This is a genomic window from Flavobacteriaceae bacterium, assembly GCA_003443635.1.
Taxonomy (GTDB): domain Bacteria; phylum Bacteroidota; class Bacteroidia; order Flavobacteriales; family Flavobacteriaceae; genus AU392.
Window position 1 is genome coordinate 2,455,287 of sequence record CP031964.1, and the last position, 26,770, is coordinate 2,482,056.

Annotated in this window: 22 protein-coding genes and 1 pseudogene; 8 read left to right on the forward strand and 15 right to left on the reverse strand. The window is 28.0% G+C overall.

Annotated elements, in window-relative coordinates; genetic code table 11:
• The first annotated feature begins 129 nt into the window (after nt 1-129).
• Nucleotides 130-791, forward strand: a pseudogene (locus D1817_11235) (IS6 family transposase).
• Nucleotides 792-908: 117 nt separating this feature from the next.
• Here the strand turns inward: D1817_11235 and D1817_11240 are convergent.
• From D1817_11240 to D1817_11250, 3 genes are all read right to left on the reverse strand, one after another.
• On the reverse strand, nt 909-2,312 hold the full coding sequence (locus D1817_11240; protein ID AXT20436.1) for a hypothetical protein: 1,404 nt from the start codon (nt 2,310-2,312) through the stop codon (nt 909-911).
• 90 nt (nt 2,313-2,402) lie between these two features.
• Entirely contained in the window at nt 2,403-3,488 is a 1,086-nt protein-coding gene (locus D1817_11245) for an AraC family transcriptional regulator (protein AXT20437.1), read from the reverse strand.
• Nucleotides 3,489-3,850: 362 nt separating this feature from the next.
• A complete protein-coding gene (locus D1817_11250; GenBank protein AXT20438.1) occupies nt 3,851-4,273 on the reverse strand; it encodes a DoxX family membrane protein in 423 nt (140 codons plus the stop codon).
• 989 nt (nt 4,274-5,262) lie between these two features.
• On the opposite strand from D1817_11250, the gene D1817_11255 reads away from it, so the two are divergent.
• Together D1817_11255 and D1817_11260 are read left to right on the forward strand one after the other, a co-directional pair.
• A complete protein-coding gene (locus D1817_11255; protein ID AXT20439.1) occupies nt 5,263-6,702 on the forward strand; it encodes a tetratricopeptide repeat protein in 1,440 nt (479 codons plus the stop codon).
• 113 nt (nt 6,703-6,815) lie between these two features.
• Nucleotides 6,816-8,468, forward strand: coding sequence for a hypothetical protein (locus D1817_11260; protein ID AXT20440.1), 1,653 nt, complete (start codon nt 6,816-6,818; stop codon nt 8,466-8,468).
• Between the two features lie 294 nt (nt 8,469-8,762).
• Here the strand turns inward: D1817_11260 and D1817_11265 are convergent, their stop codons facing one another.
• The 10 genes from D1817_11265 to D1817_11310 form a co-directional block, all read right to left on the reverse strand.
• Nucleotides 8,763-9,014 (reverse strand): hypothetical protein, encoded by a 252-nt coding sequence (locus tag D1817_11265; GenBank protein ID AXT20441.1) that lies wholly within the window; start codon nt 9,012-9,014, stop codon nt 8,763-8,765.
• Nucleotides 9,015-9,396: 382 nt separating this feature from the next.
• Nucleotides 9,397-10,689 (reverse strand): hypothetical protein, encoded by a 1,293-nt coding sequence (locus D1817_11270; GenBank protein AXT20442.1) that lies wholly within the window; start codon nt 10,687-10,689, stop codon nt 9,397-9,399.
• Nucleotides 10,689-12,026 (reverse strand): class A beta-lactamase-related serine hydrolase, encoded by a 1,338-nt coding sequence (locus D1817_11275; protein AXT20443.1) that lies wholly within the window; start codon nt 12,024-12,026, stop codon nt 10,689-10,691. The genes D1817_11270 and D1817_11275 overlap by 1 nt, the downstream gene beginning before the upstream one ends.
• A 3-nt stretch (nt 12,027-12,029) precedes the next feature.
• Nucleotides 12,030-12,791, reverse strand: a complete 762-nt coding sequence (locus D1817_11280) for a hypothetical protein (protein AXT20444.1) — start codon at nt 12,789-12,791, stop codon at nt 12,030-12,032.
• Nucleotides 12,792-12,793: 2 nt separating this feature from the next.
• Nucleotides 12,794-13,444, reverse strand: a complete 651-nt coding sequence (locus D1817_11285) for a hypothetical protein (protein AXT20445.1) — start codon at nt 13,442-13,444, stop codon at nt 12,794-12,796.
• The gene (locus D1817_11290) at nt 13,441-13,983 is read right to left on the reverse strand and encodes an RNA polymerase sigma factor (GenBank protein AXT20446.1); all 543 of its coding nucleotides are present in this window, start codon (nt 13,981-13,983) and stop codon (nt 13,441-13,443) included. Before D1817_11290 ends, D1817_11285 begins: the two co-directional genes overlap by 4 nt.
• A 669-nt stretch (nt 13,984-14,652) precedes the next feature.
• The gene (locus D1817_11295; GenBank protein AXT20447.1) at nt 14,653-15,363 is read right to left on the reverse strand and encodes a DNA-binding response regulator; all 711 of its coding nucleotides are present in this window, start codon (nt 15,361-15,363) and stop codon (nt 14,653-14,655) included.
• 6 nt (nt 15,364-15,369) lie between these two features.
• Nucleotides 15,370-16,446 (reverse strand): histidine kinase, encoded by a 1,077-nt coding sequence (locus D1817_11300; protein ID AXT20448.1) that lies wholly within the window; start codon nt 16,444-16,446, stop codon nt 15,370-15,372.
• A gap of 17 nt (nt 16,447-16,463) precedes the next feature.
• Entirely contained in the window at nt 16,464-16,904 is a 441-nt protein-coding gene (locus D1817_11305) for a hypothetical protein (protein AXT20449.1), read from the reverse strand.
• A 17-nt stretch (nt 16,905-16,921) separates the two neighbouring features.
• On the reverse strand, nt 16,922-18,709 hold the full coding sequence (locus D1817_11310; protein ID AXT20450.1) for a class A beta-lactamase-related serine hydrolase: 1,788 nt from the start codon (nt 18,707-18,709) through the stop codon (nt 16,922-16,924).
• A 211-nt stretch (nt 18,710-18,920) separates the two neighbouring features.
• On the opposite strand from D1817_11310, the gene D1817_11315 reads away from it, so the two are divergent.
• From D1817_11315 to D1817_11330, 4 genes are read left to right on the forward strand one after another with little or no spacing between them, the layout of a single operon-like run.
• Nucleotides 18,921-19,424: an RNA polymerase sigma factor gene (locus D1817_11315; GenBank protein ID AXT20451.1), complete on the forward strand. Its 504-nt coding sequence runs from the start codon at nt 18,921-18,923 to the stop codon at nt 19,422-19,424.
• Nucleotides 19,414-19,956 (forward strand): hypothetical protein, encoded by a 543-nt coding sequence (locus tag D1817_11320; GenBank protein ID AXT20452.1) that lies wholly within the window; start codon nt 19,414-19,416, stop codon nt 19,954-19,956. Before D1817_11315 ends, D1817_11320 begins: the two co-directional genes overlap by 11 nt.
• A gap of 12 nt (nt 19,957-19,968) precedes the next feature.
• Nucleotides 19,969-20,760, forward strand: a complete 792-nt coding sequence (locus D1817_11325; GenBank protein ID AXT20453.1) for a hypothetical protein — start codon at nt 19,969-19,971, stop codon at nt 20,758-20,760.
• On the forward strand, nt 20,760-22,493 hold the full coding sequence (locus tag D1817_11330; protein ID AXT20454.1) for a class A beta-lactamase-related serine hydrolase: 1,734 nt from the start codon (nt 20,760-20,762) through the stop codon (nt 22,491-22,493). The genes D1817_11325 and D1817_11330 overlap by 1 nt, the downstream gene beginning before the upstream one ends.
• A 28-nt stretch (nt 22,494-22,521) precedes the next feature.
• Here D1817_11330 and D1817_11335 read toward each other — a convergent pair whose 3' ends face one another.
• Together D1817_11335 and D1817_11340 are read right to left on the reverse strand one after the other, a co-directional pair.
• Nucleotides 22,522-23,235 (reverse strand): DNA-binding response regulator, encoded by a 714-nt coding sequence (locus D1817_11335; GenBank protein AXT20455.1) that lies wholly within the window; start codon nt 23,233-23,235, stop codon nt 22,522-22,524.
• An 8-nt stretch (nt 23,236-23,243) separates the two neighbouring features.
• Nucleotides 23,244-24,935 carry a hypothetical protein gene (locus D1817_11340; protein ID AXT20456.1) on the reverse strand — a complete coding sequence of 564 codons (1,692 nt, stop codon included), beginning with the start codon at nt 24,933-24,935 and terminating at the stop codon, nt 23,244-23,246.
• 127 nt (nt 24,936-25,062) lie between these two features.
• Here D1817_11340 and D1817_11345 point away from each other — a divergent pair, with 127 nt between their 5' ends.
• The gene (locus D1817_11345; protein ID AXT20457.1) at nt 25,063-26,721 is read left to right on the forward strand and encodes a hypothetical protein; all 1,659 of its coding nucleotides are present in this window, start codon (nt 25,063-25,065) and stop codon (nt 26,719-26,721) included.
• Nucleotides 26,722-26,770 lie beyond the last annotated feature (49 nt).

Sequence of the window (26,770 nt, forward strand, 5' to 3'; positions counted from 1 at the left end):
GTCTATCAACAGTAATTCAAGAAAAAATCAATTTGAAATCAAATACAACTTACTTATAATCAACTAATTTAGTTCTATCGCATCAATATCAATTAATTTAAAGAAATTATATCTTTGAGTTAAAACTATATGTTCAAAGGTCATTGTTTTCCAAAATCAATTATAATTCAAGCAGTATATTTCAAATTTAGATAGGATTAAGCTACCGTGAAATAGAGAAGCTAATGAGGATTCGAGGCGTTAAAGTAGATCATGCTATCATACAACGATGGGTTTTTAAATTTACTCCTTTATTGGAAAAAGAGTTTCGCAAACGAAAGAAACCTGCTGGCAAATGATGGAGAATGGACGAAGCTTATATTAAAGTAAAAGGTCAATGGTGTTATTTATATAGAGCAGTAGATAAGCAAGGAAAGACAGTTGACTTTCTGGTAACCAGAAGAAGAAAGCGGATGTGTGCTCAATCGTTTCTTATCAAAGCTATTGAGAATAATGGCAAACCTGAATTAATTAATATAGACAAGAGTGGTTCTAATAAGCATGCTGTTAGAGTTTACAACAAACGTACATGTTCAATGATAGAAATAAGACAATGCAAATATTTAAATGATATCATTGAACAAGATCATAGGTTTGTAAAGAAACAGATAATCAGAGGTTTAGGATTTAAAGAGCTTGGATCTACCAAAAGAACTTTAAGCGGAATTGAAATTGTACATATGATTAGAAAGAACCAATTGATTTTGAACAGAATGTCAATGTTTAAATCATTTTATTCATTAGCAAGCTAGACAAATCCAATTATTGATTATCTTAGAATCAGATTTAATAGATGCGACAGAACCTTTTATTTAAATCAAAAATTATAAAAAATGAGTTTTAATTTATAATCATCTATTTAGTTATAATTAATGATGTTGCATTATTGTCTTATCAATCACTTCTGCAATATTATTATTTCTTATACCTTTTAGATTTTTATCTAAAAAAGCAAATACTATTTCATTAATAGACTCATAACACTGTTTAGCATTAATACTACCACCAATCCCTAATTTATTACTTAGAGGTGAAATTAGTGGATACTCAATAAAATTAGAGTGTTGAGTTTTTGGTATTGTAAGCACATAGTTTTGATCTGGCATAGATTTAAAAATAGTATTAGATCGTTCATTTATTAGCTTCCTCGGGGCATCAATAGCTTCTCTTGTAAGTCCCCACGCTTCAATTTGTGCATCCGTAAATATTTGAGGTTCACTAAATATAGCTAAGACAGGGCTATTAGGCTTTTTATCAAAGTTGATACCTCTTGGTGTTCCATCTAAATTAACTGCAGCTTTCACATCCTTTAATTCATAACTACCCAATGATGCCATTGTACCTCCTGCAGAAAACCCCATGAGTCCAATACTTGTAAAATCAATAGTCTCTCCAATTGGTTTTTCTAATAAACTATTCTTAACAAATTTTACGTCATTTATCCATTGTTTTGCAATTATTGTTTTAACACTGTCTATTTTATCTATTGGGTCACCTAATTGTGATAGAGCTTTATATCCTACTAACTTGCCATTAGAAAGTATAGCAAAGTCACTACTATAAGTATGATTTATTGCTACAACTACATACCCCTTACTAGCTAGTTTCATTAAGCGACCAGATGCTTCATTATAATTATTAGTTAAACCATGTGAATAAACCACTAAAGGAAATTGATTATTTTTATGTATTGGAGCTTCTTCTTTGGCATCAATAGTGAACAACTTTAAATAATTGAGTAAGAATGATGGCCAACCTAATTTCTTTTTATAAGTATGACGTATTTTTTCAAAATTAGGAATGTAAGAATATTTATGGTTATGATTTAATGGTGTTGGATAATACACTCTAATGGCTAATTCTCTTAAGTCATTCGGTTCCTTGGTTAAAATTTCTTTTCGATTTGTGTCTACTAACTGGTAGTTTTGAATGCCAATATCATAATCACCGTTTACATTACTAAATTGTAAAACAGGTAGTGCTGTTCCTAAAAATATAGATAAGGTAAAAAGAAAGGTTAAGAATGCTTTTTGCACTATTAAAAATGGTTTTTTATTTTTTTTATTTAATAAATAAATAAAACTCAGATACCCCATAATGATATATGAAGGTATCATCTGCCAACGGTAACCTTCGATAATAAGATGTATAATAAAAACTAAGAGAAGTGATAATATATACCTTTTCTTGTTTTCATCTTTTAATATTTTAATATATAGATCCACTAGCAAAATACTAATAAAGGCTACAAAAAGAATTTCAAATAATCTCATATAATTATTGTTTTATATCTCAAAATTAAAGAACACAGAAGTAGCTTAATGAATTGATTTTAGGAAAAACGAGTCAATATATAAATTGAACTATTTTTTTGTGCGATATTTAGATGGACTAACCTGTTCTACATCTTTAAAAGCACGTTGAAATGTGGACAAGGAGTTAAATCCTGAGTCTTGGGCAATTTTTTCGAGAGTAAAATTTTTATAATCAGATGACTTCAATAGCTCTTTAGCTTTAGATACTTTAAAAGAATTTAAATACTTTGTAAAAGTTATTCCTTTAACATCATTAACTGCATTAGACAAATATTGTCTATTAGTATTTATTCTTTTCGCTAAAGTATTTAAGTTTTCTGATTGATTTAGAAACAACATATTATCCTGTATTTCTTTTTCTAAGGCTAAAACTAATTCCATTGATCTTGAGATTTCCTTTGAGGTCTTAGACTCAGAAGTTATAGCTATAACTTCACCTACTTTTAATGCTCTGTATGCAATAACAAAAAATAAAAGTACTATTACCAAAGGCATCCACAAAATAGTTTCTGCTCCAAAGGAAAGCCAGAATCTTATTATGTTTACAGTATACACTATAAATACAGCAGTTATTATTAAAATAACAGGTTTTAGTTTCTTTTTAAGAGGAAGAATTTTTTGCTTTCTGTTTTGTAAGTAAGCTCTAATTAATACAATTAAAGATATTATTAGGTATAGAAAAATATGAATATTAAAAAGTAAATTAATTTCTATATCTCTAATCTCTGTATAATTCTCATACATTAGATCAAGAACGTTTTTTTTATATGAACTTGATCTAAAGAATAAAGAGGATATTCTATATAAAAAGAAAACAAAAGGGATTAAGTGTAAAAGATGAATCCATTGTAATCTAAATTCTTTTTTTAAAATGCTTAATGCATAAAATAGAATAAGTGGTCCATATAATAATATAAGAGGATCTTTTATTGCAAAGAAATGTGGGAAATTGTAGAACTCTTTTGTATAAGTTAAAACAGAATCTGTTATATGTATGCATAAAAAGAATATTAGAATTCCTAAGAAAAATTTAGATAAACTAAATTTATTCTTTTTTGTTGGCAATAATAAACTTAAGCTTAAAAATAACCCTTGCACTATACCAATAATAGCTATTATGGATATTAAATTCATAAAGTAAAACTATAAATTTTATGAATATAATTAGTCAATTAAAAATTAATTATTTAAAAAAATGAGGATATATAACTATCAAGATAAATAAAAAGCAAATTATCTAATTATATATTAGTTTTCTATGGATTTCTAGGAATTCATTATTTAAGTAAAATCACCTAGGAATAAGGCGATTTAAATTTGATGTGACCTCAATAGTTTAAGATAATATGCGCGCAACGAGAATTTATACTGAGTATCTCATTACTTATTAGGATTTACAACATAGAAGTTTAGATATCCGTAGTTATCTTAATTGACCCATAATTTATGGTGGCTAAGCTTTCTCATTGAAATAAACATTTAAAAAATATTTATCATCATAATGGTTTTTTAAACAATGTTCTATAATTATTGAAATGCCATATGAGTAAAAGTGCATTTCCAATTAACATCATTAAGGTTATAAAAGGAGTACCTCTCATACCTAAACAAACAGAAACCAAAAAAATATTAATAGTAACTGGCATCATTGATAATGAAGAAAAGACAACAAAACGTCTAAAGAAGATTAATATCCCTATTAAAATTTGGAAATATCCAATGAAATTCCAATAGAAACCTGTAGAATGCATTGCTGCAAAATAAAATCCAACAGGATCTTCAAGTGGTAAGATTGTAAATTTAACTCCTGGTAATTTTCTAATTCCTGAAGCAATAAAGGCTAATCCCATTCCAATACGTGCTGTCCAATAGAGAAACTTACTAATTGGATTTGACTTGATTTTTTCAATGATCTCCATATGACTGCCTTAAGTTTTTTGATTTATTTGTGTTCTAATATTTCTTGTGTCCATTCTATTATTTTTTCACGATTATCTTCAAGCCCAGTAAGAAAATCTGTTTCTGAGCAATTCCTTTCACTATCACTAGATTTTTCAATACGCATAACAACCATATTAGAATTTTCAACAATATAGTTGATGTGTTTAGTCCAATTTCCTTTTCTATCAGGATAGGTTTCGATTGACTACAGCTTAATCCTTGGATAAGCATTAACGCAGGTACCTTTCCTTTACTCCCCTTTGGTTTGGTTATTATTATCCGTTGTTTAACCCCATAATCAGTGATAACAAACTCATATGAAGTGTTAACTCTTTCGCTATTTTCAAATTTATGACTGTATTGATAACTCAAAAAGAGTAATCGTTAAAGAAATCTGTCATTTTATAAATTGGATTGTTTTTGAGAACAAACTAATTATTATTGAAACTAAAATGATTTATCTCATTACTTAATAAAATAGAACCCATATTAAATGGATATCTACTAATATAAATAAGTTCGCCAAAGTCGATTTCCACTTATTAAGTTAATTAATATATCATCATAAACATGTAATTCTTTTTATAACAACTTTTCTCAATTCCAGTTTGTACTTCAGAATTAAGTGGAATGATAAGCGAGAATTCTTTAAATGGAAAAATAAATGACTTGTCTGCTTTAGCTATATCTCTTACTAATGAGAAGAATATCAAAATTTAATTTGAAAATCAGACTCTAAATATAATTTAAGAGGTTCTTAAGTCAATGAGAAAGTATTACAAAAGAAGTTTTTGTGAGTATGAACGTTATTATAATGCGGTTTTCATACTTAAAAATACATCTATAGACTACTGATTCAATTTATACTAATTTCAAGGTCAAAAAAAAAGAGTTTGTACCATATTTTAGATTTAGAGGTACGGCTTCTTTTTTTTTGATGTTAAAGATCCTAAAGAATTAATGTACAATGAGAAAAACTAAAACAATTATTAATACATCTATATTATTTTTTCTACTTATTTGGCAAGGATGTTTTTCCCAAGTGAAAAAGAATATTTTGAATGAAAAAGAAATTGCTTCTAAAATTGATGCACTTGTAAAGCAATATACTAGTCTCGATATTTTTTCAGGAGTTGTATTAGTCGCAGAAAATGGAAAACCAATATATCACAAAGCATTTGGATTAGCTGATCGAGAAAAAGGAATACCAAATACTTTAAACACTAAGTTTGATATTGGTTCTATGAATAAAACCTTTACCAAAGTTTTGATTCTGCAATTAATCGACGAAGGAAAGCTCAGCTTTGATGATACAATTGGAAAACATCTTATTGGTTTTCCTGAGATGGCAGCCAATAATATAACTGTTGAACATTTGCTCTACCATTTTTCTGGTTACGGTGATTATTGGTCCCCAGATTTTAAAAAACTTCCTACAAAACAAAAAACCATTCAAGGTTTACTAGAACGTATAAAAAAGATGCCTCTATTATTCGAACCAGGGTCGGAAAATGAATATAGTAATTCTGGTTATATTATTCTAGGAGCTATTGTTGAGAAGATTACAGGTAAATCATACCATAAAAATATACAAGAACGTATTGTTACACCATTGAATCTAGAAAATACTTATGTAGAGTCTACACTAAAATCTAAAATTTCTAATCGAGCTATTGGATATTATAAAGACATAAAAGGCAATTTATTAAACAACAACGATTTTGTTGAACTTCCAAACCCCGATGGAGGTTTCCAAGCCACCACATTAGATATTATGAAGTTTTATAAAGAGTTTTTTTATGGGAATTCAATATTAAGAGAAGAAGCCAAAATGGAAGATGAATTTTACAGACAATTAGAACGTCATAGAACTACAGGAGGAGCTATTCCTCACTATGGTGGGTTTGAAGGTGCCAATACAGCACTTTATGAAATTCTAAGAGACAAAATTACTATTGCTGTTTTTGCTAATATGGACGAGCCTGTAGCTGAACAAATAGGTCCAGGAATTTTAGCTATAATTAGAGGGCAAAAACCAAAAAAACCAAGCCTTCCCGCTATTCAAAACGTATATAAACATTATAATGAGAAAGGGTTAGATTATGTAAAAACTAACTTTAAAAATCTGATTTCTAATTTTCACCCAACAGACCCCAAAAGTCTTATTTTAAATAGAATAGGATATACATTTTTGCGTGAAAATAAAATAGATAAAGCTTTAGATATATTTAAACTAAATACTGAATTATTTCCAGAAAATCCTAACGTATGGGATAGTTTAGGGGAGATTTATCTAAAAAAAGGAGATACTAAAACGGCATTGAAAAATTATGAGAAAGCCCTGACTTTAGATCCTGAATTTGAAAGCGCTAAGAGAAAGGTAGAACAACTTAAATTGAAGAACTAAATATTTCAAATGATATTTTTCTTTATTGATTCATTTAGGTTTTTATAATTTGTTTTATGTGTGAACTATTTCAGTACTGTGTTTAAAATTAACCCTTATTAAAGTCAAAAATTATGAATAGAATAATTATACTGTTGTTTTGTAGCATTTTATTCTCATGCAATATACAATCTCAGGAAATCATAAATAAACACTATCAATTTATTGGTGGCATTGATAAAGTGCAAGAGGTTCAAGGTATATCAGCAAAAGGGGAAATAAACATTAAATCATTTAACATGACATTCCCTTTTAACCTTAATATTAAAGGGAATAAATTACGTTTTGAACAGGAGGCAGTTCAGCAAGGTATGGACTTGAATCCAGCTATAATCAGATTAGTAAATAATAAAGGCTATATCATTATAGACGAATCTAAAATTAACAGAGGTTTTGATATCAATGAGTTGAACGATGATGAGCTTCAAATATGGAAAGAATCTGAATTTCTATTTCCTTTCTCAGTACCCTATCTTAAAAAAGCAGGTTTTAATTTTAAAAATCCACAAAAGATTGAAGACGATCTAATAGTTTTGGAATCTCAACTTCCTTCAACAGAAACTAACAAACTCTATTTTAAAAATAATGGTGAATTGGTTAAACATGAATTCACGATGCATCATGTACAATTGGGGAAGGTTAACATTCTTAGAAAGTACATTTCTTATGGAGAGCATAATGGAATTAAATACCCTAAAGAATGGATAGATTATAGAAACGGAACAGAATTACATTATTCTATTGATGATATCAACTTTAATAATAATATTTCTGAACACATATTTGCTCTACCATCAAAGAATAACGAAAAATCAAAATTAAGTGTAGGAATCGTATCAAAAGTTATAGATTCTTATATCACAGCGCTAGAAAGGTATAGTCCATTTAAAGAATCTATTCAAAAATTTAAATATGAACTTGTCGCAAAATCAAAAGATGGGGAATTCAATAAATTTGATTCTCCAAATAGTTTATCAAGAGCACTATCTCGTTCGGTAGTTGATATATCTGGGGACGCTCATTTCGGGCTTAAATATGATCCTGAACTATTTGATGAATTAAAGAGTCCAGGATTGATTAGAAGAGATAATACTTCTTATTTCAAACAATTGCAAACAAGAATAAAAAAGAATAATTTCTTTTTTACTGAGGCAAGCATTAAAAATGGATATTATTACTTCCATTTTTCTGAATTTGCGCCATTACAATTCGTTAAATCTTATTTTGATAAATTAATGTCAGAGGCAGCAAAGACAAAAGGTATTATTATTGACTTGAGAAATAATTCTGGTGGTGACGGTAATTTTGCTAAATATATGTCTAGTTATTTCTTGCCAGAAAATACAATGCTATATACTGAAGTGAAAAAAAATAGAGAAGATAAAGTTTATTCAGTAGCAACTAAGGCTAAAGCTATTCATAAAAAGATGCCTGTTATTATTTTAACCAATGGTAGAAGTGTATCTGCAGCAGAATATTTTCCTTATGTAATGCAAAACCATGACAGAGCAATAGTAATTGGAGAACGTACTTATGGTGCTGCTCATGCTTCTATTGATGTTCCTCTAGTGGAAGGTATAGTAGGTTTTGTTCCTGTTTCTGCAAGTAAACACATTAAAACTGGAACTGATTGGGAAGGTACCGGAGTAGTACCTAATATTCAATGTACGTCTGACGAAGCACTTAAAGTTGCTATTTCTAAGATGGATACCTTGATTAATGATTAATACACTTTTTGATTTAGATGTATAAGACTTGGTGATTTGATGATAAATGTCAAGCTAAATTCATTGAAATACCTATTCAAAGTGCTCTGGTGATGTTTTAAGGGAAAGATAAATTTAGAATTAATTATAAGAGATATGAAGATTAAAAAAAGGAAGATAAAGACTGACACATTTTTTGATATTGAAGAACCTTTAAAAGGACATTTTATACGTTTTTTTAAAAAGTTAACCCAATTCAACAGAAAAAATCAAATGGATTTTGATAGCTAAAAGCTATCTTTTTTTAAACGATTATTAAAATCTTCTATATATATATAGCGCAATAGGGACTTTATGCTTGCTAATAGTTACTTTATTAACTTCTACAACATCAATTTTATCTAATGAAACCACATAAGGTTTGTTTATCTTTATAAAAGATGTTTTCGGAATTAATTTAAATACATCATTCATAGAAGAACGCATTAGAATCACCTTCTCTTGAGCAGCATAGCTCTCAAGATGATTGCCGTTTTTTTTAAATATAAAATATCGTCTAATTTTAATTAGTACGTTTTACTCTCAGATTTTATTAAAGTGCATTAGCTATCATATTGAACTTCACTTTGTGAATCAACTATTTCTAATAATGTAGATTTATATTTATTACATACCCTGAATAAGAGGCTTCCATTGAAGCTGAATTTGATTTTACAGAGTTTACTTATATTAAATTTCGATTATCATATGCGTGCAGATAATGTACCACCTGATTTTTATGGCGATATTTTAAGTAATACTAATTATATAAAAAGAAGAAATGACAAATATTATACAGTTAAAATAAACGCTAACAGTCAATTCGTTTTTTTAACTATTGAAAACAGAAATAGTAAGATGAATGAGATTCTCATTAAAGAATAAATTAAATTATTTTCAATTTTGTTTTCTAATTATTTTTTAAAATTTCTTCTATAAAAGGATCTATATTATTAAAATAATCAAACGATACATTTTTAATTCTAATATCAGGTGTTTTACTTTTCCTGATATCATTAGCGTATGTGTGTACCCAATAAAAAGATGATATGCTCAATTGCATTTCAAGATTAGGCAAGCTAAAAGATTTTGGATTTCCATAATGATTTAATGATCCTCCTGTTGGCTCACCAACAAATACTGCATTAAGTTCTTTCTCACAAGAAGCTATAAAATCTGTTGTAGCTGAGAAAGAATGACGGCCAATAATTACATAAAATGAAATATTAGGATTATTACTTTGAATGTTTTTAAAAAAATTAACCCAATATTTATTCAAAGAATTATTACCGCCAGGATTAGTTCTAACATCAATTATTATTATTTTTAAATTGACATGTTTAATTAACGAGTCTAATTTAATAAGATAATCAAGAATCTTAATATTATCATTTCTAACAAAGTTATATTGTATGTATAATGAATTTTTAATGAATTTATGCCAATACATTACCCCTGGATTTGAAGTGAAGTACATATTGTCATTTCGTGGTAATCTCTCTGCAAATGTGAAATAATTATGAAAATCTTTATCTAGAAAACGATCAAATTCATTAGGGATTAATTCAAACATTTCAAAATAATCCTTCAATCTTATAGGTGATAGTTCAATTTGAATTTTTTCTCCATTTTCTAATTCAAATTTTAACTCTACGGTTTTATCATTCTTACCTATTATAGAAGTTCCTTTAAGATATTCGAATATTACTAAGTAAGAAGGTAACTTAGCTTTTAGCTGTTCTTTATTATCATGAGGAATTATCTTTGACAACTTCTTATTTACTGAAGTAATGAGCTTATTATTTATCTCTATTAATTTTGATCCAATTAAAAATTTTAATGAGTCTAGAGCTTGAGTGACATATTGACCATCATCAAATATATAAGAGCGTATGGGTAAAACATTAAAGTCTTTTGGACCAATATAAGTATGGCCGTCACCTATAGCTGACACTAATTTTGAATAATTAATTAATACTTTATAATATGAATCTTTTTTTTGTGAATGCTTTATTTTTCTTAGTAGTCTAGAGTATCTTTTTTGATTTATTGAATTAAAAGGCTCTGGATGTATCTCAAGAATTTTATTATTTACAAATTGTAAATCATCACTTAAATTCTTAAATGGAATAGTACCTTGAGAGTAGCTATTATGGATAATAAAGGCTAAAATAATAGTAAGTAGTTTAGTCAATGATTTCATTAGATTTTTTTTGCTTCATACTCTTTCCCTCTACGATCTACCCATATTAATTTCTTTTTATCACCTTCTTTTTTAAATATAATTTTAGCAAACATAGCTCTGTAATAAAATTCATTTGGTTGTTCTAGAACTTTTAAATCTGTACTATAACCAGCTGAGCCTTTTAATTTAGGTTTGCCATTAATTTTTTCCACAGTTAATAAAAATCCAGGGAAAAGTTCATAGTTTCCTAAAAAAGACTCATTTAAATTATAGCTATATGTGTTATTATCGTAAGAGTAGTTGATAATGGGTTTATCCCACATTATGGATGCTATGCTATTTTGAAGTAATCCCAAAAAACCTGATCTAATATTGCCAAGATATACGACTGTTCTTTGTTGATCTACATACCACTCTAAGAAACCATTAAATCCGTTTAAAACACCATCGTGACCAATAACTTTTTTTCCTGCTCTAGTATATATTCCTACCCCATAACCTCTTCCTCCTTCGTAAACTTTAGTTAATTTATCGTAAGACAATCTACTAAGAAAACCATCCCTATGAAGTGCTAAATTCCACTTATGTAAATCTAAAACGCTAGAAAAAAGTGAACCAGCTCCTTTAACATTAGAATAATCAATATAATGTGTTCTTTCAAGTTTGAAATTATTTTCAGCAGGATCATAACCTGTGGCCAAATTTGAATGTAATGAAGAATTATCATTATGGAAGGTCTGATTCAAATTTAATTTTAGAAATATTTCATCTTTTAAAAAGTCACTAAATGTCGAGTTTGACACTTTTTCAATAATTAGAGATAATAATGTAAAGCCTACATTACTATATAAAAGTTTATTGCCTGGTATAAATTGAGACCCTAAGCCATTAATTAAATTTAGTAATTCTTTTGACGAGCGGTATATCTTTAATTGTTGATGATCTTCAAAAAGATTAGTTGGTAATCCAGAGGTGTGACTTAATAATTGATGTATAGTAATCTCACTAATATTATTGTTAAGCTGAGGAAAGAACTTTGCAATTTTGTCTTGAATGTTTAATTTACCTTGTTCTTCTAAAAGTAATATAGAAACAGCAGTAAATTGCTTAGAAATTGACCCAATACCGAATATAGTATTTCTGGTATTAAAAATTTTATTTTCTAAATTAGAATATCCATATTCATTCTGAAAAACTATATCATCCCCATCTGCAATTAGAATAGCGCCGCTAAAATCCTTTGATTCTAGATAAGGTTTAACATAGTCATCTATTTCAAACTTAAATTTTTGGCCGTGAGTAAAATTGACACTAAATATTAACCATGAATATATAATTACCTTTAGATATTTCATTTCTCAAGATTTTTTATTTATTGTTATTGGACCATTTTCTGTAGAGAGAAATAAGAGTGCTCCACCACCATTTATTGAAGTTGTAGTCACTATTGGATCCTTTGAATGTTTAACAACATTAAGATTATTCATAGGGGTTTTTGATTTTAATTTAAAATCCGATAATATGTATCCATTTTTCCTAGAGAGTAACCGTATCTCTCGCTTTGTGTTTTCTGGTAACTCAACCGTTATACCCCCATTCATTGTAACCAAAGAAATGGGCATGCTTTTGTTTATGCTTTTGAAGTTTACTTTGACTTCTCCGTTTGCTGCATTTACAAAAGCATATTCTCCTATATTTTTTAAATCTACGGAACCATTAAAACAGTTAACTTCTATTCCATTATGAACGTCATTTACATTTATATTACCGCCTCTAATTAATTTAATTTCAACAAATAGAGTATTAGGTATTTGAAGATCTAAATCAATAGATTCAAACCCTTTTGGTTTTCTATTAGTTATATAGAGCGTTTTATTTTTTAACTCTACACTTACATAAAAATCAAGTTCTTTTAGTTTTTTAGATTTTTTTGAAATATCTGTATATACTGCATTTAGAGTAAATACATTATTACTTCCTCCTTTTAACTTTATATCTCCCCAATATGAAGTAATGTGTATACCATCTAAGTTATCATACTTAGATAGATCTTTCTGTGAATAACTTAGATTAATTGCAAAAAGCAAGAATCCAGCATGTAATAATTTAATTGATTTCATAACTATTGTTTTTTGATATTATTGATTATTTTCTGAGTTCTATTCCTAACTGTTGGTTGTAGGTTATTTTGTTTAGAGAAATTGATTAACTTATCAGATAAATCTTCTTCTATATACTGTAATGTGTTAAGTAGTGCCATTTGTACTGTTGGGGTTTTTTCTATTTGAAGTAATTCGAAAAAACCAGAATCCAATTCTGTAGAATAATTATTAAGTATATCAATTATTACAATCTTTATATTTGGGTTCTTTTCTATTTTTAATTCATCTTCAAGCCATTTAATATCTTTATTTTCAAGACTTTTATTATTTAAATTATATATAAAAGCTAATTTATCAGTATTACTATTTAACTTAAGATAATTGCTTTCTAAATTATTATAATTGCTGATTTTGAAGAAAATCAGTACTATTGCAGCAATTGCAGTAGCATAAGTAATTGTTCTATTTTTTTTAGAAGCTCTTTTTTGCTTTTCTTCAATAAATTTATAAAGTTTTGAATCTACTTCTGAATTAACTTGCATCACAGACATTGTTTTAATCTCTGAAATGGTATTCTTAACTTTTTTAGCCTCTTCAAATATTTTTTTATCATTTAAATCACTAATAACTCCGTCTAAATAATCCATTATTATTTTATCTTCATCTTTCATATTTCTGAATGTTTTAATAATTTATTTAATTTTTTTAGCCCTCTGCATGTTTTTATTCTCGCATTATTAATTGTAATATTTTCTACATTAGCAATATCTTCATAACTCATTTCGAGAAGATAATACATGCTTATTATGTTTCTCTCTGAAGGACTGAGTTTTGAAATAGCACAGTATAAGAGTTCATCTCTTTGAGCTATTTCTATAGGTAGAACTATGTTTGTTTGCTCTTCATCTACTGCTTGAAAATGGATAGAAGTATATGATCTTTTAATTTTTTTAAAATGATCTTTAATTAAATTATTTGAAATTTGATAAATCCATGAACGAGTCTTAAACCCACCTTTAAATGTATGACTGTACTTATCAATTCTTACAAATGTCTCCATAAGTAAATCATTACTCGTATCATAATCAAGCGTCACTCGCATAAAGTGATTAAAGAGTATTGTTTTATACTTTTCATATAAAACTCCAAGCATCCTCATATCTTTTTCGGATATTCTCTTGATTATTTCTTCTTCTGTTTCGACATTCATATATAATATACTTTATCAAACGATATTCATTTCAAAAAAAATGATTGCTAACAAAATATGATGTGATAGTATTAAGAATTTTATTCTTGCATGTCAATATTCATGCTCTATATTATTGTGGAATATTATGTTATAATTTCACCAAAATATCTGTCCCCTTTTTTTATTTAAAGCACACATCGAAATGATATAATTTATTTTGTAAAGCATATTCAATCTTTAGTGATAAATGTAAGTCCATATTTATTATGTTGGGTACTTATTAACTCAGGTTCAAATACTTTCTTGACCTTAACATGACATTTATGAAAAAAAGCATGGTAAATAGGATGTATATATTTGATTTCGACATTAAAACATATGCCATTCAGAATAATGCATATAAGGAAAGAAAAAAGTTTTTATCTACGGATAGAAGAGATGTAAACTTACCTTTTTTGAGATTCAACCTTCTTTTTATGTTATTTTGAGAAATATTAGTTATGGTATTTAATGGCCTATCAATTTCTAATAAAAAGATTATCAAATGAATACTTCAAAAGTTAGAGACAAAAAAGACTTTGATATAAATGAAACAATAAAAGAACAAACTTTATGTCTCTTTTGAAAAGAGTAAATATGTATATTATTTTTTAAAATAAAATATCGTTGACCTCTATTTGATGATTTTTAAAAACTATCTTTTTTTAAACGACTGTTGAGCTCTTCTCTATATATAGCACCAATTGGGATCTTATGTTTACCAATAGTAATTTTATTAACTTCTAAAATATCAATTTTATCTAACGGCACCACATAAGATTTATGTATCCTTATAAAAGATGTTTCTGGTATTAATTTAAATACATCATTCATCGAAGACCTGATTAGAATGATTTTTTCTTTAGCAGTATAGATCTCAAGGTAATTGCCATCTTTTTTTAAATATAAAATGTCGTCTAATCTTAATTTGTGTGTTTTACTCCCAGACTTTATTAAAGTGTATTGACTATCATATTGAATTTCATTTTGTAAATCAACTATTTCTGACAGTGAAGATTTATATCTATTAATAGCTCTTAAAAACTTTTCAAATGAAATAGGTTTTAAAAGATAATCTAGAACATCAAAATCATAGCTTTCTAAGGCATATTCACTGTAAGCAGTTGTTATTATTATTTTAGGTTTTTTGGTTAATAATTTTAACAACTCAATACCATTTAAATTAGGCATATTAATATCTAAAAAAATAAGATCTGGATTAAGTTTTGGTAATTCATCTATCGCATCAATGCCATCTTTACAATAGCCTATTAATGTAATATCATTTAATTTTTCGATATAACGCTCTAGCACATTTTTAGCTTTAGGCTCATCTTCTATAATTACACAGTTTATCATTTTTTATTATAGATTTAAAATTAAAGTGGCTATGAATATTTTATCATCATCTTGTATTATAAACTTATGACTCTTAGGATATAGCAATTCCAGTCTTTTTTTGAGAGTACTTATCCCTATCCCTCCTTCATTTTGAGCTATACTTTTAGTATTGCGAAATATCTTATTCTCAACATTAAAGAATAATCTATTGTCATTGTATTTTAAATTAATCTTTATAATAGATTCTTCTGATAAATTAACACCATGCTTAAAAGCATTTTCAACGAAAGGGATAAGTAAAAAAGGTTTTATAAGTACACTATTAAAATCGCCTTGAATTTTAAAATTTACCTTTAATTTTTTTTCATCAGAAAATCTTAGTTTTTGTAAATCAATGAACTGCTCTATAAAGGCTATCTCTTTTTCTATCAAGATATCTTTTTCCTTATTTTCATATAGCATATAACGTAATAGATCGGATAATTTCAAAATACTTTTAGAAACTTCTTCTGCTTCATATTCTTGCGATAAGGAATATACATTGTTAAGTGTATTAAATAAGAAATGAGGATTGATCTGATATTTTAAAAAAGCTAATTCTGTATGTAACTGATTTTTTTCCATTGTCAACACCTTCTTATCAAGAGTCATCCATTCACTAATAAAAATAAATAATGAAATAAGAATAAAGAGAATAACATATTCAATAAGATTTGCTCTGACCCATAGGCTAAGAAAGGCATCGTACCTATCATATCGACTTGAAAAATAGAAGATGTCAAAAATATATTCTATAACAAAAACCAAGATAAAACTTAGTATTCCTAAAATTACAAACCACTTATTTTTGGCATTTAAAAATCTTCGATAAAGAAATAGGGTTATAAAATAAGAAAGAACTATTTTAAAAATAGTTCCAAAAAGGATTAAAGGAAGTGGACTTATCGCATTTTCACTATACTCTTGGGTAGTTACCGTGCCATCTTGGAGTAAAATACTATCAACTTCTACAATTCCATCTATATAAGGAGTTATAAGCCTAAAAAACAGTACCCAACATATCCAAAAAATGATATGAAAAATGATTTTTATTTTGTTCATATTCCTTAAATATAAGATTATGATTTATTATACAAAATTGCTTTTAAATTATCGCAGTCTTGTTGAATAGCTTTTAATAGTAATTTTCTTATTATTGTAGAAGACCATTTTAAGAAAATATTATTTACTGTTTCATTAATAAATATATCTAGATGACAACCTCCATCTAAATTAGACTTTACAGATATTTTTTGTGTGATTTGGCATGAAGAATCAATTGATACTATTGTAAACGATTCATTCTTTTTATAATCAGCTACAAAAAAATAGAAATGAATTTTTGCAAATAGAAATTTAATTTTCTGCTCAAAAACAAGCCCTTTTTTTATATCATCCCCATTAACATAAGCTGTGCTTATAACTCTCTTTTTCCATTGATGATCATTTAAAGGGCTTGAAATATATGTGAATACTTTTTCTAAAGAATTCTCAATATCAACTTCATAACTAACTGTCATTATATGTTTTAAAATTGTTAATCACTTATACCCAAGCTGGTAATTTTATTATCTACATCTGATATTTTAAGAGTAATCTTAAGAACTTGATTATTTTTTTTAAGTTTTGAGTTTATTGTGATAGAATTATCATCTAAATCGACTAATTCCACATCATCATTAAAACCTCCACTAAAATTTTTCAAAAAATTATAGTGCCCATCAACACCTTCATGTCTTTCTAAAAAACCTCTCTCAAAATTATCACTGATATATTTTTTTAATTCAGATTCATTACCCGAAAGCGCTTGCAAAAATTCCATTAGCTTATTTTCTACTGGAGAAAAACCTTCCGAAGAATTACCCTCTACAACCTTATTAATTACATCTCCTCCAAATGGGGATAAACCAATACCATCAATTTTAAATGGAGGTGAGGTTACAAACTCTATTTCTAAAGCATAATTTTCGTTTGTCTTTTTACTTCCTACCAATACCTTTAAAAAACCCATTCTATTCTCTAAAGTTTCTAGAACTTCAAACCCTCCTTCTCTTTCTCGTATTGTTTTGAGAAATTCAACATGCCCTTCTAATCCATGATCACTAATAAAACTTTCTGAAAAATTATTTTTCACATAAGATGTCAAATTCCCTTCTGATATGACTTCCAGGAATTCATTAAGTTTTGCTTCTTTTGGAGATGCATTTCCCCCACTATTTTGACTTTGTGTTCTAACAGAATTATTGTCTTGTTCAAGCCCTTCGCCTCTTATTAGCCAAGAAAGGAGGTTTCTAAACACTTCTTCTGGAACATTAAATTTGCCTGTGTTTGATGAAACCACTACAGCTAATTGCTCTATTGGATAATCTGCAATAGATGACGTAAAACCATAAGAAGAACCTCCAGCTCTTATTAATGCTGTTGTTCCTCTAGGAGTTGGGTTTTTAAGCTGTAGTTGATCAAATAAAGCAGTATGTTTTTTATCTAAAACTTTTCCTCCTTTAATAGCTTCTAACCATTGTGAAACACCTTCTGCAGAAGTTACTAGACCTCCTGCTCCCATAATACCCCATTCTGGTTCAGGCCAATACACTGGTGAATTTCTTTTGCCATGACTTAACATATCATATCCAATAGCCACTTTATTTTCTTCCCAGTGGTCATCACTATAGAAACCATGTATAGATATGTCTTTTGGAACTATATATTTCATAATAAAATCTTGATACGATAATTTTGATCTTTCTTCAATAATCATTGCCAGTACAGTATAACCAGAATTTGAGTATTCATTAGCCGTTCCAGGTTCAAAGTTTAGTTTATGATTTAAGATTGCCGTTCTTGCATTCTCTTTTGATATGCGATCAAAATCACCATGTGCACCCGGTACATATTCAGGAAGACCAGACGACATCTCTAAAAGCTGTTGAACTGTAATTTTAGTTTTATCGGTAGGTACACTTTTGAAAATGTTGTCTAGTGACTCATCTAATGTAAGCTTACCCTGTTCAATAAGTTTTATAATTGCAGCCTTAGTATATAGTTTAGTTAAAGAACCTATATCAAATGCTGTATTTTTATTATTTGAAATTTGATTCTCCCTATCTGCATACCCATAACCTTTGTTAAGTAAAGTTTTTCCCTTATATGAAATATAGGCCTGACCGGAAAAATCTTTTTCTTTCTCTAAACCATCTAAAAATTGTTTAGCTTTATCAATATGCAAATCTAAGTTTACTGAGCCTGATTTATTTTGAGCACAGGATACTGATATTAAAAAAGCACAGTAAACTCCTGCCATTAATAATACTTTAAATGTTTTCATAGTAAAAAAAATTAATTACTAAACAAAGAACAAACAAACATTATATGGTTGCACTTATTTGTTATAAATTGGCTAAGGATAGGTACAAACTTTTTGAAAATGATATTGACGAGATTCTCAATATGCCATATTTATTAGCTTGACAGTCAATTTTCATAATCTTTTTAATGTTTTCATAAATTAAAAGTCTACTTAATATATTAAGACTGGTATGCTTGAACAAAATTTTAAAAAAACTTTTTTACCACTAATGGATCAATGGTTTAGATTTTCATTAGCTATGGTTGGTAGTAAAGAAGAAGCAGAAGATATTGTTCAAGAAGTACTTATTAAATTATGGAAGAGAAAACGGCAAATGAATGATGTCAAGAATATTAAGGCCTATAGTTTACAGATGGTAAAAAATCTGTCATATGATAAAATGAAAAAAAGAAAACCTGTACTCTCTCTAGAAAAGTATGATTATGATTCAAGCTTATATACTATAGAAGATAAAATTTTTGCTAAGGATGAAGTAGTTCTTATCAAAAATCTTATTGATAAGCTCACTATTAGACAGAAAGAGATTTTTGTATTAAAAGATATTGAAGGACTTAGTTATGACGAGGTTGTTGAAATCACAAATTTAGATATTCGAAATGTAAGAGCAACACTTTCTATGGCCAGAAAAAGAATAAAGGATTTATATGCCAAAATTGTATCAGATGGAAAATAAAATCACTAAAAAACAATTGAATGATTTCTTTAAAGCATCACTTAATGATAAAGAAGAGGGTGTTATAAAAGAAATAATAAAGAACGACAATACATTACCTTATAAAAAACTTGAGACTTATAGAGACATTAAGCTTGATGATAAAATGTCATTTTTTGAAGGTGTTCAAAAACAATCAAATTATAAAACCTCTATTTACTATATGTCAGCAATAGCAGCTTCTATCGTATTATTTGTTGTTATTGGTTTTTTATTTAAGAAGGACACCGATAATAACTTAATGGCTAATTGGGATACTTATACTACCATAGAAAAACTTAGATCATTGAATCAAATTAATATTGAATCTAATGCTATTTTGGAACCATTACAATTAGTTTCTTTTTATGAAAATGAAACGAATGTTAATGTAAAGCTTCAAATTTTAGATTGCTTAAAACAAATAGATTCTAAAGAAATAGACTTTAACAAATTACTAAAGAAAGAAACGATTCCTATGGCACAATTGGCGCTTGCTAATTTGAAAAATTAAACATTGTATAAAATGAAATTCAAATTAACTATAATAAATACTATTCTGCTGTTAGCATTGAGTAACTTAACATTCTCTCAAGAAAATAAGACTATAACCAATGTTACAGAAGATCAAATTGAAATATCCTTATATCGAGGAATTATACAATTAGATAGTTGTAAATGTAATAAGGTTCACATTGTTCAGCAAATATTAGATTATGATGAATATGATGAAAAGAAAACTATTAGTTTTATTGATGATGATAATGCTAATTTGAAAATAGACAGAACAAATAAAAGCATCCTTAAAATATCTAACGAACAAAGTAGAAACATTCAAAAACTAGTAATAACTGTTCCTGAACAGGTCAAAATAAAAATATTAATAAACCACTATGGCGAAGTATATTTTAATGGAAGTGCTAATGAGTTGGATGTTCAGATATTTAAAGGACGTGTTCAAGGAACAACTACAAAACCTATTAGTGCATCTGTTATAAGAGATGGTAGAATTGATTTAAAAGTTGATGGAGGCGCATTTGAATTGGTTTATGCAAGTATATATAATGGTCCTATTAACTTAGAGCTTCAAAAAAATCTAAGCACTGATTTCGATATTCAAATGGACATAGGCGGCTTTAAAAATTTAACAAACGCTTCATTAAATAAAACAAAAGGACCTAAAGGGGATATTAAAGAAAATGGGGCAGTAACAAATTTCAATACAAAATATTACAAAGGATATCTTAATTCTAAAAACAAAAATCTAATCACTCTTAAAAATGCTAAGGGAGATATCATTATTAAAACTACAAACTGATGAATTTAAAATATATACTATTGCTATTCATTATTCTTTCAATGAAAGGGTTAAATGCTCAAAATGCTAGATTAGATTCACTTAATACTTACTTAGATACTGTAGACAAATTTGGGTTTTCGGGGCAAGTTCTAGTTGAACAGAACGGGAAAGTAATTATAAACAGAGCTTTTGGACAATTATCAGAGAATTCTTCTCAAAACATAACAGATGAAACTCTTTTTGGAATCGCTTCTGTTTCAAAACAATTTACAGCTGCAGCTATTTGTTTATTAGCTCAACGTGAAAAATTAAAATTTGATGATTCATTGGGCGAATTCTTTTCAGGAGTTCCTAATGATAAATCTAATATAACTATTCATCAATTACTAACACATACTTCTGGATTACAGGGTGGTGATCTCATTAGAGATTTTGAAAATATTTCTAAAAAAGAGATGTTGAGTAGAATATTATCATCACAAATGAAAGAGAAACCTGGAGAAAAATGGAGGTATTCTAATATAGGGTATAATGTACTGGCTTTTATTATCGAAAAAGTGACTGGTGTGTCTTATGAAGAATTTCTTACTAAAGAGATATTCAATCCATTAAATATGTTACATACCAGAATTATTGGTGGTAAATATTCATGGGAAGGACTAACGGCTGCAAATGCGATAAATGGATCTACTGATGTAGGTTCACCCATGCAATGGAAATATAATATGAGAACTCTTGGAAGCGGTAATATTGCTTCCACAGTTAGTGACCTCCATAAATGGAATACAGCTTTGCAAAATTTTACCTTATTAAATAAAGAACTCACAGAACGCTTATTTTATCCACATACTCAAATACAAGGCACTGAATTTTATGGCTATGGCTGGTTTGTTTTTAAAGATGAAAATGCGAAAACAAAACTAATAGAACACGGTGGAGATTATGAAAAAGGGTTTAATGGGGTTATTTATAAATATCTAGAGAAAGATGTAACTATATTTATATTAAGCAATAAGTATGAGCCTTTTGGCGCAAATCTCTCTTCAAGGTGGGCGATATTTTATGCTATAAGAAATTATCTCACTAAAGAGGTAAATAAGTTGCCTTATATTAATAAGACTATTTCAAATACAAAAAACCCAGATGTTTTAGGAAATTATAAAAATAAGAATCATTCTTCTTCTATTATTATTTCCAAAACTCAGAATAGTGATTATAGTTTAGAATTTGAAGGTTTGGATGTTACCAATGAAATCTTTCAAGTGCCAGATTCTATAAAACAACTATCTCAAAATGCAATAGACAAAACCAACCATTTAGTAAATGAATTGGTTTGGGGGAATTTAGAAGCATATAAAAAAGTTATTGAAAGACCAGATCGTTGGGATATTACTTTTGCTCAAGAATGGAGGGATATCATAAAAACAAATGGAGAAATAATTTCTTTTAAAATGATAGCAGCTATACCAAATTTTTATAATGACGGCGTAAAATGTATAGTAAAACTTTTTCATGAAAGGGGAACATCTTCTATGACCTTTTCCTGGATGGATTATGGTAGAGATAAGTTATACGAAACAATTCCTAATGATGACATTAAACTAAATAGAGTTATGCAAAAAACAAAATCTGGAACATGGGTAATTTATGATTTGTTTACTAAAAAATGGTTAGAAATACTTGTTGATATACCAAATAGAAATATAAGAATAGGCCCTCTACTTCTAGAAAAACAACAACTCAAACTCTAGTTAAAAAAATAAATAGCATAAAATAGAGTTATTTGTTCAATTCAGAGAACCACTTTTGTTTGATATAGTTATATTTAGATCTTCCCAAAGGTACCCTTGAATTATCCGTCAACAGGATTTCGTATTTCCCTCCAGGATGAATAACTAATTTTAATACATTATTCTTACTTACAATATAAGATTTATGTATGCGTTCATATGTTTCAGGTAAAATCAACGAAATATTCTCTAATGATTTAGAGTGTAATTCTCTATGTCCATTTTTTAGATGTAATTCTGTATAAACTCCAGCGCCTTTTAAAAAAAGTATATCGTTTAATTGAACAGGGTTGACAACACCTCTTTTCTTTATCATTAAATATTTAAGTGTTGGTTCAGCAAAATTTTCACGTTTAAATAATCTGTAAAATGCTTTTTCTAATCGCTCTTTATTAAAAGGCTTAGGAATAAAATCTATTACACCATACTCAAACGCTGTAATTGCATTGTGCTCATATGCAGAAATAATAATGGTTTGAAAGCTTTCACTTAAAAACCTATTTAAAACTTCAAAACCACTTTTGTTATTTAAATTTAAATCAAGTAGTAATAAATTTATTTTAGTGCTTTCAATAAAATAAATAGCTTCTTCTAAGTTATTTTTTACTGTTAAGGAAATTAGTTTACTTCCTAGAATCTCTCTAACAAACCTTTCGATTCGTTTTGAAATGATTTCTTCATCTTCAACAATCAATACGTTCATCCTTTTTTCTAATTATATATTTCTATTTCGGTCAGCCAGATATTGCCTTTAGGTTGCTGATTAAACTTCCATTTATTACCATAAGTTTCTTTAAGTCTGGCTTTTATGTATTTTGTACCTGTTCCCTCTACTATATATTGAACATTTATTTTCTCCCCAATAGTTGTTAACTCATATTGGGTACGTTCTTTATTAATAGATTCACTTAATACAAATGACAATTGTTTTTTTACAATACTATGACTCACCCCATTTTCAATGATTGTATGAATAATTCCAGGCGGTATTTTAGCTTCAGTGGTTACATTAGAATAATCAAAAGAATATGTAATTCCTTTTCTCATATTCATAATTTTAAGATGTAGCTCACATAATTCTAATTCTTCTTTCAGAGTTACCAGTTTTTTATTTGAAACACGCTCTAGTAGTCTAAACTCTTCCGCCAGAGCTTCTACAAATTGCACACTTTTTTTTGGCTCTTGTTCTATCCATTCTATAACAGATGTTAATGTATTCATTAAAAAATGAGGTTGAATACTTTTTTTGATAAGATCTAACTCGAGTCTGGCCGATTGTATTAAAGCTGCATTTTTTTCTTCATTAATTCTTTTTTGATGTTCTGATAGGGATAACAAGTTATATACAATAAAAACAAAGAACGAAATAAATAGAAGTACATCATAATAGTAAAAAATCAAAAAGCTAGGAACAATACTTGCCAAAGCATTTCCACTTCCTTTTATTTTTTTAAAACATGCCCATGAAATAATGATTGTTGAGATAATTAATGAAAAAGCAAATAAATATCGAATTCTAGAATCATGATTTCCTGGAAAAACCCTCATTTCTATTAGGCAAATGATAACCAACATTAATGATAAAATCAATCTTAGTTTAGGGATTTTGAATCTTGAGGCTAAAAATAAAGGAAGTAACAAGCTTATACATATTGTTATGATTTCAATAATAAATAACCGTTTAAAGTGAAATGAATAATGATAGCTATAATAGAATTTTACATATTCAAATATGATAAGTAATAAAAACATAAAGCAAAGTAATCCGAATAAGAAAGAAATTAAACTCTTATCATAAGTGAATTGAAATAAATAGTAAATAGAAATTATTAAAAAAGCACCCCCTAATAGATGCATAAAAATTGTAAAAATTATTGGTGTAGTATAAACTTTTGATGCTGGCCCTATTATAATCCCATGAATTCTAATTTTATTATTTAAGTGAAAGTTAGAAGCTCTTAAAGCTAATGTGTGATATCCATAGTTTGATAAAGAGTCTGGGATGATAAAAATGCGAGTCATACGGCCTTCAATCTCATTATTTTTACTTGCTCCTATTTTGCCATTTTCCCCGATTAATACACCGTCCCAAAAAAACTCATATGATGCTAAAGCATCAATTTTTATTGCTTGCCTTACAAATTTATGTGAGTTGGTATACATCTTTTGCCGCATCCAAAAAACTCCCGTAGTATCAAAATTTACTTTTCTATTAACCCATCTTGAATCATCATATTCTTTTTTAGACCATTTTAAACTATCACCTATTTTAAATAACCTATTTATACTAAAGCCTGAAGTTTCAAAGTTTTCATAATGAGGACCTAACTTAAAATCAATGATAATTTCAGCAATACAATAAAGACTTATTGATAGAATTAAGATTTTAAAGAAAACTTTCATATTGTAAATCTAAATCAAATTATTTAAGGGTTTAGTGCATTATACTCATTTGTAGTGTAGTTTGTATACTTATTAGACTTCTTATTCTCAAATCATCTTTCTTTGATAGAAATGAAAATTATCTGTCATGAAAGTTACATACACAAAAAACAAATTATTTTTCTCTTTGTTGGTTATTGTTTGTTTTATAGCAATAAAATTAAGTGCACAAAGTAAAATGTCTGCTTCAGGGTGGCAGAAAGATCTAAAATTTCTTCAAGCCACTATTCATAATGATTATTCTTTCCTCTTTAAAAAAACTACTGAAGAAGAGTTTGATAAAAAAGTAGAGCAATTATATAACGAAATTCCTGTTTTACAAGATCATGAAATTATAGCTGGATTAGGTAAAATTGTTGCTTCATTTAAATATGGGCATACTACTTTAAATTATAGAAGATTAAGATTTCATAGCATCCCTTTTACCTTATATCATTATAATGATGGCATTCATATAAAAGCTGCACATAAAGATTATAAAGAGTTTATTGGCGCTAAAATAATTGCTGTTGAGGGTATGCCAATTTCAGATGTGTTAAAAGCAATACACCCTGTTATACCTGCAGAGAATGATCAGTTCTTTAAAAAAAGTGCAATGAATTTTCTTTGTATTCCTGAAGTTTTGCATGCACAAAAAGTTATGAAAGAATTAAAAAACTCAATTTCATTTACCCTAGAGCAGAATGGGAAGACATATAAACAAAATTTTAAAGCCATAGAAGCTCGAAAAGCACAGCCAAACAACAAATGGGTAAATGCAAATTCTGAAGGTGAACTTCCTTTATATTTAAAAAATCCCGATAAAGGCTATTATTTTGAATACCTAGAAAAAGACAGTACATTATATGTGAAATTTCAAAGAACTCGTGATGACCGTCAAGAAGATATTGCCACATTTTTTAAACGTGTTTTTGACTTTGTAGAAAAAAATAATGTAGATTGTTTTGTTTTAGATGTGCGACTTAACGGAGGAGGTAATAGCTATAAAAATATACCTATCATTACAGGGATTATTCGTTCTCAAAAGATTAATCAAGTAGGAAATTTATTTGTCATTACAGGAAGGCGTACATATTCTGCGGCTCAAAATCTTGTTAACGAACTTGATAAATACACTAATGCTATTTTTGTTGGAGAGCCTACTAGTGAAAATAAAAATTTCTACGGGGATACTCGTAGAGTGGTCTTGCCAAATAGTAAAATACCAGTGTCATTATCTTTTGCCTGGTGGCAAAGTGGTCCTTTATGGGAAGATGCAGACTGGACTGCTCCTGATTTAGCTGTTGAGATGAGTTATGAAGATTATCACACTAATAAGGACCCCATATTAGATGCAGTTTTAAACTTTTCAGAAAGTGATTTTATCTTAAACCTTGTAAATCATCTTACACAAATTTTTAAATCTAGTGAATTAGGTAAGGCTAAAGATGAAACAAAAAAAATAATACAAGACCCTAGATACAAATATCAACACTCTATAATTGAAGCGCGTTTAAATACAATAGGATATAATTTCATAACTAATAAACAAATTGAGCAGGCTTTATCTGTTTTTTCTTTTAACACTGAACTATTTCCTAATTCTGCTAATGTATGGGATAGCTTAGCAGAAACATTAGCGTTAAAATCGAGACATCAGGATATAGGTAAAGCAATTCAATATTACAAAAAAGCTATTAAACTAGATCCTGATGGTGATACAGGTAAGAATGCTAAAAAAATGCTAGAGCAGATTAATATAAATTAATGTTAATTATAGTAAGTTGTTTTTTCAAATTTTGAAGATTACACCCCAT